The sequence below is a fragment of the Neisseria sp. P0001.S005 genome, assembly GCF_051963715.1.
The window spans coordinates 1-14,267 of sequence record NZ_JBQCTZ010000092.1 but is presented as its reverse complement, the minus strand read 5'-3'; the positions used below and the strand labels follow the sequence as shown (position 1 = coordinate 14,267).

The following is a 14,267-nucleotide window of genomic DNA, read 5'->3' as shown; positions in this document are numbered from 1 at the left end:
TTGGGCTGGTTTTTCATTCTGCCCCCATTGGCCGGTATGTTGGTTCAGCCGATTGTGGGCTACTACTCAGACCGCACCTGGATGCCGCGCTTGGGCGGCCGTCGTCTGCCCTATCTGCTTTACGGCACGCTGATTGCGGTCATCGTCATGATTCTTATGCCGAACTCGGGCAGCTTCGGTTTTGGTTACGCTTCCTTGGCGGCTTTGTCGTTTGGCGCGCTGATGATTGCGCTGTTGGACGTGTCCTCCAATATGGCGATGCAGCCGTTTAAAATGATGGTCGGCGACATGGTCAACGAGGAGCAGAAAAGCTACGCCTACGGCATTCAAAGTTTCTTAGCAAATACGGGCGCGGTTGTAGCAGCGATCCTGCCGTTTGTGTTCGCGTATATCGGTTTGGCGAACACGGCCGAAAAAGGCGTCGTGCCACAGACCGTGGTCGTAGCATTCTATGTGGGCGCAGCGTTGCTGATTATTACCAGTGCGTTCACCATCTTCAAAGTCAAAGAATACGATCCGGAAACCTACGCCCGCTATCACGGCATCGATGTCGCCGCGAATCAGGAAAAAGCCAACTGGTTCGAACTTTTGAAAACTGCGCCTAAAGCGTTTTGGACGGTTACTTTAGTGCAATTCTTCTGCTGGTTCGCCTTCCAATATATGTGGACTTACTCGGCAGGTGCGATTGCAGAAAACGTTTGGCAGACAACCGATGCCTCTTCCGTAGGCTACCAAGAAGCAGGCAACTGGTACGGCGTTTTGGCGGCGGTACAATCTATTGCTGCCGTTATCTGCTCGTTTATTCTGGCAAAAGTACCGAATAAATACCATAAAGTCGGTTATTTCGGTTGCTTGGCTTTGGGTGCACTCGGTTTCTTCTCCGTTTTCTTCATCAGCAATCAATACGCACTGGTGTTGTCTTATACCTTAATCGGTATTGCGTGGGCCGGTATCATTACCTATCCTTTGACGATTGTAACCAATGCCCTCTCCGGCAAACACATGGGTACTTATTTGGGTCTGTTTAACGGCTCTATCTGTATGCCTCAAATCGTCGCCTCCCTGCTGAGCTTTATCCTCTTCCCTATGCTGGGCAGCCATCAGGCAACCATGTTCTTGGTTGCAGGCGCGGTCTTGCTGCTGGGAGCCTTCTCAGTATGTCTGATTAAAGAGACCCACGGCGAATAATCCATCAATACCATCGGCAAAGGCCGTCTGAAACCTTTGCCGATCTGACAATTTTAATAACAGGAGCTTCATAAATGTACACGAGAATCATGGAAATCAGCCCTTGGACGCTGCGTTCGGTAAAACTGGAAAAAGAACACAAACGGCTGCAAGAGAGCCTGACCAGTTTGGGCAACGGCTATATGGGCATGCGCGGCAACTTTGAAGAAACCTACTCCGCCGACAGCCACTTGGGCACCTACATCGCCGGCGTGTGGTTCCCCGACAAAACCCGCGTCGGCTGGTGGAAAAACGGCTATCCTAAATATTTCGGCAAGGCCATCAACGCACTTAATTTCAGCAAAGTCAAAATCTTTGTCGATGGACAAGAGGTGGACTTGGCGAAAAACGACGTTGCCGGCTTCTCCGTCGAACTCGACATGCAGCACGGTGTGTTACGTCGCTCGTTCACCGTATTCGGCGTGCATTTCGATGTGTGCAAATTCCTGTCCGTCGCGCAAAAAGAGCTGGCGGTTATCCGCTGGGAAGCCGTATCCGTTGACGGCAAAACCCACCAAGTCCGCATCGATTCCATCATCGACGCCGATGTGAAAAACGAAGACTCCAACTACGAAGAAAAATTCTGGCAGGTATTGGACAAAGGCGTTTCAGACGACCGCTCCTACATTGCCACCCAAACCGTCGCCAATCCCTTCGGCGTGGAACAATTCATCGTCAACGCCGAGCAAACCTTCGCCGGCAGTTTCAAAGCCCTCGGCGGTAGCCAAACCGACTGGCAGGTCTCTAATTCTTTCGAGGCTGAAGTCGGCAGCACACCCGAAACCTTTGAAAAACGCGTGATTGTTACCACCAGCCGCGATTATCAAGGCTTGGAAGCAGTGAAAGCCGCAGGCCGCGCCTTGTCGGAAAAAGTCGCAGGCGTTGCATTTGAAACCTTGCTGGAGGCGCACAAAGCAGGCTGGCTGCACCGTTGGGAAATCGCCGACGTGGTCATCGAAGGCAGCGACGAAGCGCAGCAAGGCATCCGCTTCAACCTGTTCCAACTGTTCTCCACCTACTACGGCGAAGACGCGCGCCTGAACATCGGCCCGAAAGGCTTTACCGGCGAAAAATACGGCGGCGCAACCTATTGGGACACCGAAGCCTATGCCGTGCCGCTTTACCTCGCACTGGCGGAACCTGAAGTTACCCGCAACCTGCTGCAATACCGCCGCAACCAACTGCCGCAGGCGCAACACAACGCGCGCGAACAGGGCTTGGCGGGTGCACTCTATCCGATGGTGACGTTCACGGGCATCGAGTGCCACAACGAATGGGAAATCACCTTCGAGGAAATCCACCGCAACGGCGCGATTCCTTACGCCATCTACAACTACACCAACTACACCGGCGACGAAAGCTATCTTGCCAAAGAAGGCTTGGAAGTCTTGGTCGAAGTGTCCCGCTTCTGGGCGGACCGCGTCCACTTCTCCAAACGCAACGGCAAATACATGATTCACGGCGTAACTGGCCCGAACGAATACGAAAACAACATCAACAACAACTGGTACACCAACACCCTCTCCGCATGGGTATTGGACTACACCCGCGAAGCCCTGGCGAAATACCCGCGTCCGGATTTGAACGTGAGTGCTGCCGAATTGGAAAAATGGGCGGACATCAGCGCCAATATGTACCGTCCGCATGACGAAGAACTCGGCGTATTCGTGCAGCACGACGGCTTCCTCGACAAAGACATCCGCCCCGTGTCCGCGCTTTCGCCAGACGATTTGCCGCTCAACCAGAAATGGTCGTGGGACAAAATCCTGCGTTCGCCCTTCATCAAACAGGCGGACGTCTTGCAAGGCATCTACTTCTTCGGCGACCGTTTCAATATCGACGAAAAACGCCGCAACTTCGACTTCTACGAACCGATGACCGTACACGAAAGCTCGTTGTCGCCTTGTATCCACGCCATCCTTGCCGCCGAACTGGGCAAAGAGGAAAAAGCCGTGGAAATGTACCAGCGCACCGCCCGCCTGGACTTGGACAACTACAACAACGACACCGAAGACGGCCTACACATTACTTCTATGACCGGCTCGTGGCTCGCCATCGTCCAAGGTTTCGCCCAAATGAAAACTGGGGGCGGCAAACTCAGCTTCGCCCCGTTCCTGCCGAGAGCATGGACAGGCTACGCCTTCCACATCAACTACCGAGGCCGTCTGATTAAAGTCGCCGTCAGCAAAGAAAACGTCGTCTTCACCCTGCTCAAAGGTGAGCCGCTCGATTTGCAGGTGTACGGCAAAGACATCACGCTCAACGGCAGCCACACTGCCGCGTTGGAAAAATAAGGAGGGTGCAAAATGACTTTCACCGCAGTGCTCTTTGACCTCGACGGCGTCATCACCGACACCGCCGAATACCACTACCGCGCATGGAAAAAGCTCGCCGAAGAACTGGGCATCAGCATCGACCGCAAGTTTAACGAGCAGCTCAAAGGCGTGTCGCGCGACGATTCGCTCAAACGCATCCTCGCGTACGGCGGCAAAACCGTCAGCGAAGCCGAGTTCGCCGAACTGACCCGCCGTAAAAACGACAACTACGTCGAGATGATTCAGGCAGTCAAACCCGAAGACGTGTATCCCGGCATTTTGCCCCTGCTGGAAGCATTGAGGGCAAACGGCAAAAAAATCGCCCTTGCGTCCGCCAGTAAAAATGGTCCGTTTCTGCTGGAACGCATGGGACTGACCTACTTCTTCGACGCCGTCGCCGACCCTGCCGCCGTCGCGCATTCCAAACCCGCCCCCGACATCTTCCTCGCCGCAGCCGAGGGCGTGGGCGCAGACATCCGCCAATGCATCGGCATTGAAGACGCCGCCGCAGGTGTCGCCGCCATCAAAGCCGCCGGCGCCTTGCCCATCGGCGTGGGCAAAACCGAAGACTTGGGCAGCGACATCGCGCTGGTGTCCGACACCGCCGAGCTGACCTACGCCTACCTGCAAAACGTGTGGGCACAGTCGGGCAGATAAAATACTCAGAAAGTAAAAAGGCCGTCTGAAAACCTGAATCAGGTTTTCAGACGGCCTTTAATATTTCTAATCAACCCAACGTTACCATCTCAATCTGCTCCATACTTCTGCCTAAGAAGCGTTCGCCGATGGTGCGGAAACGCAGTGGGATGTCGCTGACGTAGAAGCGGTAATCCGGGTTGTCGTTTTCTGTATTCAGCAAACCTGCTTGCGCTAAGGCTTTGGCGGTGGCTTCGGCGGTGGTGATGGCAGAGTCGACCAAAGTGACGTTTTGTGCTTCACGGCCGATAAGCGGTTTGAGCAGTGGGAAGTGGGTACAACCCAACACCAGCGTGTCGATGTCGTCGGCCAAGAGCGGCTTCAGGTATTCGCGCACGGTCAGGCGGGTGACTTCGTGATCGAGCCAGCCCTCTTCCACCAATGGCACAAGCAGGGGCGCGGCTTGTGTGCGCACCAGCGTGTCGTTATTTTTTGAATGGATGGCGCGCGCGTAGGCATTACTGTTGACGGTGGTGTTGGTCGCGATAATGCCGATTCGGTTGTTTTTGGTGGTTTGCAAAGCGGCTTCCGCACCGGCGGAGATGACGTCCAATACGGGCATATTGCCTGCTTTTTGGCGGATTTTTTGTCCGGCAACGGCGGCGATGGTGTTGCATGCGATGACGAGTGCTTTGACATCGTTTTCCAGCAGGAAATCGACAATCTGCATGGCGAAGGTTTCGATGGTGGCGCGGGATTTGGTGCCGTAGGGAACGCGTGCGGTATCGCCGAAATAGATGATGTTTTCCATCGGCAGGCGTTCCATCAGGGCGCGGACGTTGGTCAAGCCGCCGACGCCGGAATCAAATACGCCGATGGGGCGTTGTTTGCTGGTACTCATGGTTAATTTCTTCAATATAGTGTTGAGGCCGTCTGAAACCGTTTTTCAGACGGCCTGAAGGTTAAACATATTCTTTTTTATCGTTTTCCACCCAAGCCTGATGCGAGCAAATCCACAACAGTAAGATACCGCATACAGTCGAGCTCAACATCATACCGGCCATTACCAAGGCGGAACCATTATGCAGCCAAGTCGTTGCCATGCCGACCGATGCGCCGATAAGGGATTGGAACACGCCTAAAACGGCATTTGCGCTGCCACCCTCTGCGCTGAAATAACTCATAAAGCAGGCTTGAGTGTTCGCACCGACCAAGCCTTGCGTACCGACTGAAAACATCACACAGGGTACCAAAGCCCACAAAGGCGGCAAAGACAGCGACAACACCAAAACCACCATCAGCATATTGGCGGCAAATTGGACGATAATGCCCCATTTGAGAATGTTTTGCGGATGCGTACCGGTTTTCAAACGCCATGCGGTAACGCGGTTAAACGACATCATGGTAATGATATTGAGCGCAAATATCCAAGCGTATTGGTTTGGTGAAACATGATACAGATGTTGGTACACGAACGACGATTCGGTCAAAAAGGCAAACATCGAACCGAAACTGAAAGCTTGGAAAAACAGATAGCCCATCGCGGCGCGCGTCCTCAAAACGCGTTTAAACCTGCCTGCCACCACGCCGAACACGTCCATGCTGATTTTGCCTTTTTGGTGCGGCTTGGGCAGGAAATACCACATCAAACCCCAAAGCAGCAGCGAATAGCAGGCCAGAAAACCGAAAATCATGCGCCAGCCGCCCAAATTCTGCAAGCCTGCACCAATCATTGGTGCCATCAGCGGCACAATCATCAGAATGATGCCGATTAAGGCAAACATCTGCGCGGCTTTGCGTCCGGAATAATAATCGCGCACCATCGCGCCGGAAATCACCACGGTCATCCCCGCGCCAAACGCCTGCAAAGCACGCAAGTTCAGCAGCTGCTCAACATTATTCACCATCGTCAAACCGATGACGGCGGCAAAGTAAATGCTCAAGCCCACCAAGGCGACAGGTTTGCGGCCTTTAATATCCGAAATCGAACCGCCGACCACCTGACCAAACGCCACGCCAAACATAAAAAAGCTCAGGCTTTGCTCGATACGGTGGATGTCCGAACCCAGCGACTTCGCCATTTCGGGAATCGCAGGCAGATAAGCATCGACAGAAAACGGCATCAGCGCGACCAACATCGCCATCAGCACGGCCATGGTTTTTTCGCCCAAAGGGGCTTGTTGTGCAGTCATTCCGACTTTCGCTTTCGTAAAAAATATTCAAAAAACAAAGAAAACAACCGCCTTGTCAGACGGTTGCGGATTGGATGGAATTATAGCAGATTTCAACCTTGTCCAATCACTGCAAAAAAACCTTTGCAAAACTTAAGGCCGTCTGAAACTTTGCTTGGTTGAATCCCCTCGCTGCAAACGTTAAAATGCTTGTTTTTTAAGACAACAAATTGTTTCACATCACGGATTCTAAGGAATAATCATGACTACATTTCAAATTGCGCGTGCCGACGGAAAAACGCTCGAAATCCAAGGCAAAATGGCCAACCGCCACGGCTTGATCGCCGGGGCGACCGGTACGGGTAAAACCGTTACCCTGCGCCGCATGGCGGAAGCCTTCAGCAGCGAAGGCATCCCTGTATTCTTAGTCGATGTCAAAGGCGATTTATCGGGCATCGCACAAGCCGGTACCAACAGCGGAAAAGTGGGCGAACGCATTGCTGAGTTTGGTTTGGGCGAGCAATGGCTGCAAAATTTCCCCGTGCGATTTTGGGATGTTTACGGCGAAACCGGTATTCCCGTACGCGTAACCGTTTCAGAAATGGGCCCTATGCTTTTGGCCCGCCTGATGAATCTGAACGACACGCAAGAAGGCTTGCTGAACCTTGTGTTCAAAGTTGCCGACGACAGAGGCTGGCACATTTTGGACTTGAAAGATCTGCGCAGCATGTTGAAACACGTTTCCGACCACGCTTCGGAATACCGCACGCAATACGGCAACGTTTCTGCCGCCAGTATCGGCGCGATTCAACGCCAACTGCTGACTTTAGAAAACGAAGGCGCAGAAAAATTCTTCGGCGAACCTTCCCTCAACCTGCAAGACTGGATGCAAACCGACAACGGCAAAGGCATCATCAACATTCTTAATTCCGAAAAACTGATGCGCTCTCCGCGTATGTACAGCGCGTTTTTGCTGTGGATGCTGGCAGAATTGTTTGAAACTCTGCCCGAAGTCGGCGATTTGGACAAACCGAAATTCGTGATGTTCTTCGATGAAGCGCATTTAATGTTCGACAATGCCGCCAATGCGTTGGTCGAACAAATCGAACAAGTCGTGCGCCTGATTCGTTCCAAAGGCGTGGGCGTATATTTCGTCACCCAAAATCCGCTCGACTTGCCCGATACCATTCTCGGCCAACTGGGCAACCGCGTACAACACGCCCTGCGTGCCTTTACACCACGCGACCAAAAAGCAGTCAAAGCCGCTGCCGAAACCTTCCGCAGCAACCCCAACATCAAAGTTGCCGAAGCGATTGCCGAACTCGGCGTCGGCGAAGCCCTCGTTTCCTTCCTTGATGAAAAAGGTATGCCCGAGCCGGTAGAACTCGCCCTTATCCTGCCGCCGCAATCTTCCTTAACCCCGCTTGCCGCAGAAGAGCGCAACCGTTTGTTCCAAAACGACGATTTGTATCCGACCTACAAAGACATGGTGGACAACTATTCCGCCTTTGAAGCATTGGCCGAAGCAGACAGCCAAGCAGCTGCGGAAAAAGAAGCCGTAAATGCCGCCAAAGAGCAGGAAAAAGCACAAAAAGCCGCAGAAAAAGAAGCTGCCAATGCCGATCCCGGCATCCTCGGCGGACTGATCGGCGGCTTAAGCGGCGGACGTAAAAAATCCGGCCAAGGTTTGGGCTACAACGTTGCCGACGCCATCGGCAGCCAAATCAACCGCCAAGTAACCAACGCCATCTCCCGCAGCGTAATGGGCATTATTAAAAATATGTTTAAATAATCAGCCTGCGAAAATAAAAGGCCGTCTGAAAATCAATTTCAGACGGCCTGTTTTATTCACCAATCCAATCAGTTTTTCATTGACTGAACAGGAGCCGGGATTCTGCCGCCTCGGTTGACGAATACTTCGCATGAGCCTTCTTTAACCGGCATTACAGGCGCGTAGCCCAACAGGCCACCGAACTCGACGCTGTCGCCGACGGTTTTTCCGGTTACCGGAATAATGCGCACAGCAGTAGTTTTGCTGTTGATCATGCCGATGGCGGCTTCATCGGCGATGATACCGGAAATGGTATGAGCAGGCGTGTCTCCGGGGACGGCAATCATGTCCAAACCAACGGAGCAGACAGCGGTCATGGCTTCGAGTTTGTCCAGTGTCAGCACACCGGCTTCAGCAGCCGCAATCATGCCCTCGTCTTCCGAAACAGGGATAAATGCGCCGCTCAAACCGCCGACCGCGCTGGAAGCCATCATGCCGCCTTTTTTCACGGCATCGTTCAGCAATGCCAAAGCCGCTGTTGTGCCGTGCGTACCGCAGACGCTCAAACCCATTTCTTCAAGAATGCGTGCCACCGAGTCGCCGACGGCAGGGGTTGGTGCCAACGACAAGTCGAGAATACCAAACGGGATATTCAACATTTTTGAGGCTTCGCGGCCGATAAGTTCGCCCACACGGGTAATTTTGAAAGCGGTTTTCTTCACTACTTCCGCAACTTCGGTCAATGTCGTTGCATCTGAATTTTCCAACGCAGCTTTTACGACACCCGGGCCGGAAACGCCGACATTGATAACGGCATCCGCTTCGCCCGAACCGTGAAACGCGCCCGCCATAAACGGATTGTCTTCCACTGCATTACAGAACACGACGATTTTCGCGCAGCCGAAACCTTCGGGCGTGATTTCAGCCGTGCGTTTGATGGTTTCGCCTGCCAGCTTGACCGCATCCATATTGATACCGGCACGCGTACTGCCGATATTGATGGAGCTGCACACGATATCGGTGGTTTTCATGGCTTCGGGAATGGAACGGATCAGCACTTCGTCCGAAGGCGACATACCTTTTTGCACCAGCGCAGAAAAGCCGCCAATAAACGACACGCCGATAGCTTTGGCTGCCTTATCCAAAGTTTGCGCCACGCTGACATAGGAGTTGGCATGGGTGGCCGCGGCGATTTGGGCAATTGGCGTAACGGAAATGCGCTGATTCACAATCGGTACGCCGTATTTGGCAGACAGATATTTTGCCGTTGCCACCAAGTCTTTGCCGACGGTGGTGATTTTGTTGTAAATATTTTGGTTCAAAACATTGATATCGCTGCTGATGCAATCGTGCAAATCAATGCCGATGGTAATGGTACGGACATCAAAATTCTGGTCGGCCACCATTTTGACGGTTTCTAAAATCTCGCCGGATTGAATACTCATGACTCTCCCTCCGACTTAAATACGGTGCATGGCTTGGAAAATTTCTTCGTTTTGCATACGGATATCAAGCGCGAGTTTTTTACTCTCTTCCGCAAACAAATCCAAAACCTCTTGACGCGATTTGGTGCATTTTGAAGTGTCCACTAAAATAATCATGGTAAAAAAATCGTCCATCAACTGTTGGCTGATGTTGAGAATATTGATTTGGTTTTCCGCTAAAATTTTGGAAACGTCGTACACAATGCCCACACGGTCTTTGCCGATGACGGTGATGACTGAATTGTTCATAACGCTGTTTCTCCTCATAGGATATTTGAAAAGTGTTGACAATTATAACACTCAGGCCGTCTGAAAAACTGTTTCAGACGGCCTGAGTATTCAAATTTCAATTTTGATTATCGCCCTGCTTTCAAAGCCTGCCACAGGCGAACGCTGAGTTTGCTCGCATCGGTTGACTTAGGGGAGACAATGAAGCTTTTTTCCATCAATTCTTTACTTGGGAAAATCGATTCGTCAGAGGTATATTTTTCATCCATCAAATCACGCGCCGGACGGCTGGCCGGAGCATAAGTCACATAGTTGCCGTTTTTGGCCGCTGTTTCCGGATTGAGCGTGTGATTGATGTATTTGTGGGCATTGGCCACATTTTGCGCATCACGCGGAATCATCAGCGAATCCACCCAGATACCGACGCCGCTTTTCGGCGCCAATACTTCGACTTCGACACCGTTTCCGGCTTCTTTGGCACGGGTTTTGGCAATATTGAGGTCGCCGCCGTAGCCTACCGATACGCAAAGATTACCGGCCGCCATATCGTCGATATAGCCGGACGAGGTAAAGCGTTTAATGTCGGGACGCACTTTTTTCATCATATCGACAGCTGCTTTGATGTCGTCAGGGTTTTCGCTGTTTGGGTCTTTGCCCAAATAATGCAAAGCCAAAGGAATTTGTTCGATGGCGCTGTCAAAATAGCTGATGCCGCAGGATTTCAGTTTTTGGGTGTATTCAGGGTTAAACACTAAATCCCATTCGTTTTCAGGCAACTTGTCCGTACCCAAAGCCTTTTGAACCTGCTGTTTGTTAATCGCCAGCGTATTGATGCCCCAGAAATAAGGGACGGCATATTCGTTGCCCGGATCGACGGTTTCCATCATTTTCAACAAATCAGGATCGATATTGGCGTAATCGGGAATTTGCGATTTGTCGATTTTTTGATACGCGCCGGCTTTAATCTGGCGGCCGACATTGGCAATAGACGGCGCAACCAAGTCATAACCCGACTTGCCGGTCAGCAGCTTGGCTTCCAGCGCTTCGTTGCTGTCGTAGTAATCGTAGCGGACGTTGATATGCGTATTTTTTTCAAACGCAGACAGCGTGGCAGGATCGACATAATCCGACCAGTTGTAGATATTGAGTTTATCCGTTTGAGAGGAAGAAGTTTGAGTTTGAGATGCGGAAGATTCTGCGGCGGTTTCTTTTCCGCCGCTACACGCAGTCAAGACGAGGCTCAAGATTGCCGCCGCCATCAAAGATTTTTTCATGGTTTCAGACCTTTTGTTCGGGGGGTAAAAATATTGCAGCGGTGGCAGATGCCACTTACAAAAGGGAAACTGTGGGGGCGGCCGGCATGTGTCCTTTGCCCTTGATTCAGCAAGGTTTGCATTAAACGGCAAAAAGCTTTTGAATGCAAGACCTTAAAGCAGAAAAAAATTTCATTTTTCAGATGGCCTGAAGCTATGGTTTTATTCATAAACAACATTTTTTCAGAAACGGTTTCATGCCGTCTGGAAAAAACTGTGGGCTTATTCAGACGGCCTCAAGATTTGTCAAAACCGCCCAATTTGTGGGAAAATTGCACGATTGAATTTAATGAAGGGCGACACCGTGTTAGACAGAGAAGGCTATCGCCCCAATGTCGGTATTATCCTGATTAACGAACGTAACGAAGTCTTTTGGGGCAAACGCGTACGCGAACATTCTTGGCAGTTTCCGCAAGGCGGCATCAAGCCGGGTGAAAGCCCTGAAACCGCCATGTACCGCGAGTTGTACGAAGAAGTCGGCCTGCTGCCGCAACATGTCAAAATTATCGGCCGCACGCGCGACTGGCTGCGTTATGACGTACCCAGCCACTGGGTGCGCCGCGAATGGCGCGGTTCGTATCGCGGACAAAAACAGATTTGGTATCTTTTGCGTTTGGTCGGCCGCGACAGCGACGTCAACCTCCGCGCCTGCCATCATCCTGAATTCGACGGCTGGCGTTGGCATCAATACTGGGCGCCGGTTGACGAAGTCATCGACTTCAAGCGCGGCGTGTATTTGGGCGCATTGACCGAACTTTCCCGTTTCTTGCGCGGCATAGAAAGCTATGAAGAATTTATCCGTCGCAATCCAATAGAAAACTTATAACCCAAACGCTTTCAGGCCGTCTGAAAGCGTTGTTTTTCATCTTTTCAGACGGCCTTTACATTATTCCTATGGCTAAAAACAATCAATACAGCGAATCCAGCATTACCGTCCTCAAAGGCTTGGAGCCGGTCAAAGAACGTCCCGGCATGTACACCCGTACCGACAGCCCGACCCATATCTGTCAGGAAGTGATTGATAACGCAGCGGATGAGGCGTTAGGTGGTTTTGCAACTGCAATCGACGTGCAAATTCATGAAGACGGTTCGCTTTCCGTGCGTGATAACGGCCGCGGCATTCCCGTCGGCCTGCACCCTGAAGAAGGCGTACCCGTAGTCGAACTCGTATTCACCCGTCTGCACGCAGGCGGCAAGTTCAACAAAAAAGACGGCGGCAGTGCCTATGCCTTTTCAGGCGGTCTGCACGGTGTCGGCGTATCTGTTACTAACGCCCTTTCCACCCGCCTTGAAGTAACGGTCAAACGCGAAGGCAAAGTCCATCGCATCGTCTTTTCCGGTGGCGACGTCATTGAGCCATTGACTGAAGTGGGCAAATGCGCCGTCAAAGACAGCGGTACCGAAGTGCGCGTGTGGCCGGACGGCAAATATTTTGAAAGCCCGAATTACAGCATTCCCGAACTCGAACGCCTGTTGCGCGCCAAAGCAGTTTTACTGCCGGGCGTACGCGTTTCCCTGACCCGTCCGGTCAAAGGCGAAGACGAAGCGCACACCCAAACCTGGCACTACCCGGACGGCCTGAAAAGCTATCTGACCGACCTCATTGCCGACGCTCAGGAAGCCGTGCCTATCTTCTCCTGTGAAAACTACATTTCAGACGGCCACAACGGCGATTTCAGCATTGGCGAAGGCGCAGCATTTGCCCTGACTTGGCTGGAAGAAGGCTCATGCGCCAACGAAAGCTACGTCAACCTCATCCCCACCCCTTTGGGCGGCACGCACGAAGCAGGCTTGAAACAAGCCGTGTTCAATGCTGTCAACAACTTTATCAATCTGCACAATCTCTTGCCGCGAGGCGTGAAAGTGCAAAGCGACGACGTATTCAGCAAAACCGCCTTCGTCCTCTCCGCCCGTGTCCTCGACCCTCAGTTCCAAGGTCAAACCAAAGACAAGCTGACCAACCGCGACGCACTGAAACTCGTTGCCACCGTATCGGGCGATCCTTTGGAATTGTGGCTGAACCAAAACGTGGACTACGGCAAAAAAATCGCCGAACTCGCTATCCGTCAGGCACAAGCACGGATGCGTTCGGTTAAAAAGATTGAAAAGAAAAAAGGTAGCGGCGTCGCCGTCCTGCCCGGTAAGCTGACCGACTGCGAAAGCGAAGACATCCGCGAAAACGAACTCTTCCTCGTCGAAGGCGATTCTGCCGGCGGCTCTGCCAAACTTGCCCGCGACAAAGCCACACAGGCCATCCTGCCCCTGCGCGGCAAAGTGCTCAACAGCTTTGAAGTCCACCCCGACCAACTCTTCGGTAACGCCGAAATCCATGATATTTCCGTCGCCATCGGCGTTGATCCACATGGAATCAATGACAATCCCGACTTAAGCGGCCTGCGCTACGGCAAAATCGCCATCCTGTCCGATGCCGACGTGGACGGCTCGCATATTCAAGTTTTGCTGCTGACACTGTTCTACCGCCACTTCCCAAAACTGGTCGCCGATGGACACATCTACGTCGCCCAGCCGCCGCTGTTCCGCGTCGATGTCAACGCACAAGGCAAAAGCAAACCCGCCCGCAAATTCTACGCCCTCGACCAAAACGAACTCGACAGCATTTTGGAGCGGCTGCAAAAAGAAGGCGTTAAAGAAACCGCCTATTCCATCAGCCGTTTCAAAGGCTTGGGCGAGATGAACCCCGACCAGCTCAAAGACACCACCATGCACCCCGACACCCGCCGCCTGTTGCAGGTACAAATCCCCGAAGGCGCGGATGATGAAACACGCGACATCTTCGTCAAACTAATGGGCAAAGGCGAAGCCGCCGCTCGCCGCGCATGGATGGAAAAAGAGGGCGATACGGCAGAATTGGATATTTAGTCTATTGTTTCAATAGACTAAAGGCCGTCTGAAACTTTAAAAGTTTCAGACGGCCTTTTTTAAAATCATCAGAATTTAAGGTTAAACAGTATTTCAATATCCTGTTACTTACCTGTTTCTATTTTTGCAGCTAAATTGTATGTTTAAGACAAATAAAAAAGCACTGATATAATCAGTGCTTTTTAAATAATGGCGCGGCGGACGGGGCTCGAACCCGCGACCCCCGGCGTGACAGGCCGGTA

General features: G+C 52.1%; 11 protein-coding genes. 6 read left to right on the top strand and 5 right to left on the bottom strand.

The genetic code is table 11. From position 1 onward, the window contains the following. From ACTHSP_RS11875 to pgmB, 3 genes are all read left to right on the top strand, one after another. Window positions 1-1,188: MFS transporter (locus ACTHSP_RS11875; protein ID WP_440346150.1), on the top strand; the 1,188-nt coding region annotated here is incomplete at its 5' end. Between the two features lie 74 nt (window positions 1,189-1,262). Then, a complete protein-coding gene (locus ACTHSP_RS11870) occupies window positions 1,263-3,521 on the top strand; it encodes a glycoside hydrolase family 65 protein (RefSeq protein ID WP_440346149.1) in 2,259 nt (752 codons plus the stop codon). Between the two features lie 12 nt (window positions 3,522-3,533). Then, on the top strand, window positions 3,534-4,199 hold the full coding sequence (pgmB, locus tag ACTHSP_RS11865) for a beta-phosphoglucomutase (RefSeq protein ID WP_314513511.1): 666 nt from the start codon (window positions 3,534-3,536) through the stop codon (window positions 4,197-4,199). 70 nt (window positions 4,200-4,269) lie between these two features. On the opposite strand, the gene murI is transcribed toward pgmB, so the two are convergent. Then, complete coding sequence (murI, locus tag ACTHSP_RS11860) at window positions 4,270-5,079, bottom strand: glutamate racemase (RefSeq protein ID WP_049331752.1); 810 nt, start codon at window positions 5,077-5,079, stop codon at window positions 4,270-4,272. A gap of 61 nt (window positions 5,080-5,140) precedes the next feature. Then, a complete protein-coding gene (locus tag ACTHSP_RS11855) occupies window positions 5,141-6,370 on the bottom strand; it encodes a multidrug effflux MFS transporter (protein WP_440346148.1) in 1,230 nt (409 codons plus the stop codon). A 241-nt stretch (window positions 6,371-6,611) separates the two neighbouring features. On the opposite strand from ACTHSP_RS11855, the gene ACTHSP_RS11850 reads away from it, so the two are divergent. Then, window positions 6,612-8,141: a helicase HerA-like domain-containing protein gene (locus ACTHSP_RS11850; protein WP_440346147.1), complete on the top strand. Its 1,530-nt coding sequence runs from the start codon at window positions 6,612-6,614 to the stop codon at window positions 8,139-8,141. A gap of 68 nt (window positions 8,142-8,209) precedes the next feature. Here the strand turns inward: ACTHSP_RS11850 and ACTHSP_RS11845 are convergent, their stop codons facing one another. The 3 genes from ACTHSP_RS11845 to ACTHSP_RS11835 form a co-directional block, all read right to left on the bottom strand. Next, window positions 8,210-9,565 carry a PFL family protein gene (locus ACTHSP_RS11845; RefSeq protein WP_440346146.1) on the bottom strand — a complete coding sequence of 452 codons (1,356 nt, stop codon included), beginning with the start codon at window positions 9,563-9,565 and terminating at the stop codon, window positions 8,210-8,212. A 15-nt stretch (window positions 9,566-9,580) separates the two neighbouring features. After that, window positions 9,581-9,853 (bottom strand): ACT domain-containing protein, encoded by a 273-nt coding sequence (locus ACTHSP_RS11840; protein WP_003680574.1) that lies wholly within the window; start codon window positions 9,851-9,853, stop codon window positions 9,581-9,583. Between the two features lie 107 nt (window positions 9,854-9,960). Beyond that, a complete protein-coding gene (locus ACTHSP_RS11835; protein ID WP_049336233.1) occupies window positions 9,961-11,106 on the bottom strand; it encodes a polyamine ABC transporter substrate-binding protein in 1,146 nt (381 codons plus the stop codon). Window positions 11,107-11,434: 328 nt separating this feature from the next. Here ACTHSP_RS11835 and ACTHSP_RS11830 point away from each other — a divergent pair, with 328 nt between their 5' ends. Continuing rightward, the gene (locus tag ACTHSP_RS11830) at window positions 11,435-11,971 is read left to right on the top strand and encodes an RNA pyrophosphohydrolase (RefSeq protein ID WP_288971500.1); all 537 of its coding nucleotides are present in this window, start codon (window positions 11,435-11,437) and stop codon (window positions 11,969-11,971) included. Window positions 11,972-12,039: 68 nt separating this feature from the next. Continuing rightward, window positions 12,040-14,025, top strand: a complete 1,986-nt coding sequence (gene parE / locus ACTHSP_RS11825) for a DNA topoisomerase IV subunit B (protein ID WP_288971502.1) — start codon at window positions 12,040-12,042, stop codon at window positions 14,023-14,025. The last annotated feature ends 242 nt before the right edge of the window (window positions 14,026-14,267 follow it).

Bases quoted from the DNA above. Each gene is read 5' to 3' on its own strand.
- ACTHSP_RS11870 (WP_440346149.1), top strand. From the start codon at position 1,263: ATGTACACGAGAATCATGGAAATCAGCCCTTGGACGCTGCGTTCGGTA.
- pgmB (WP_314513511.1), top strand. From the start codon at position 3,534: ATGACTTTCACCGCAGTGCTCTTTGACCTCGACGGCGTCATCACCGAC.
- murI (WP_049331752.1), bottom strand. From the start codon at position 5,079: ATGAGTACCAGCAAACAACGCCCCATCGGCGTATTTGATTCCGGCGTC.
- ACTHSP_RS11855 (WP_440346148.1), bottom strand. From the start codon at position 6,370: ATGACTGCACAACAAGCCCCTTTGGGCGAAAAAACCATGGCCGTGCTG.
- ACTHSP_RS11850 (WP_440346147.1), top strand. From the start codon at position 6,612: ATGACTACATTTCAAATTGCGCGTGCCGACGGAAAAACGCTCGAAATC.
- ACTHSP_RS11845 (WP_440346146.1), bottom strand. From the start codon at position 9,565: ATGAGTATTCAATCCGGCGAGATTTTAGAAACCGTCAAAATGGTGGCC.
- ACTHSP_RS11840 (WP_003680574.1), bottom strand. From the start codon at position 9,853: ATGAACAATTCAGTCATCACCGTCATCGGCAAAGACCGTGTGGGCATT.
- ACTHSP_RS11835 (WP_049336233.1), bottom strand. From the start codon at position 11,106: ATGAAAAAATCTTTGATGGCGGCGGCAATCTTGAGCCTCGTCTTGACT.
- ACTHSP_RS11830 (WP_288971500.1), top strand. From the start codon at position 11,435: ATGAAGGGCGACACCGTGTTAGACAGAGAAGGCTATCGCCCCAATGTC.
- parE (WP_288971502.1), top strand. From the start codon at position 12,040: ATGGCTAAAAACAATCAATACAGCGAATCCAGCATTACCGTCCTCAAA.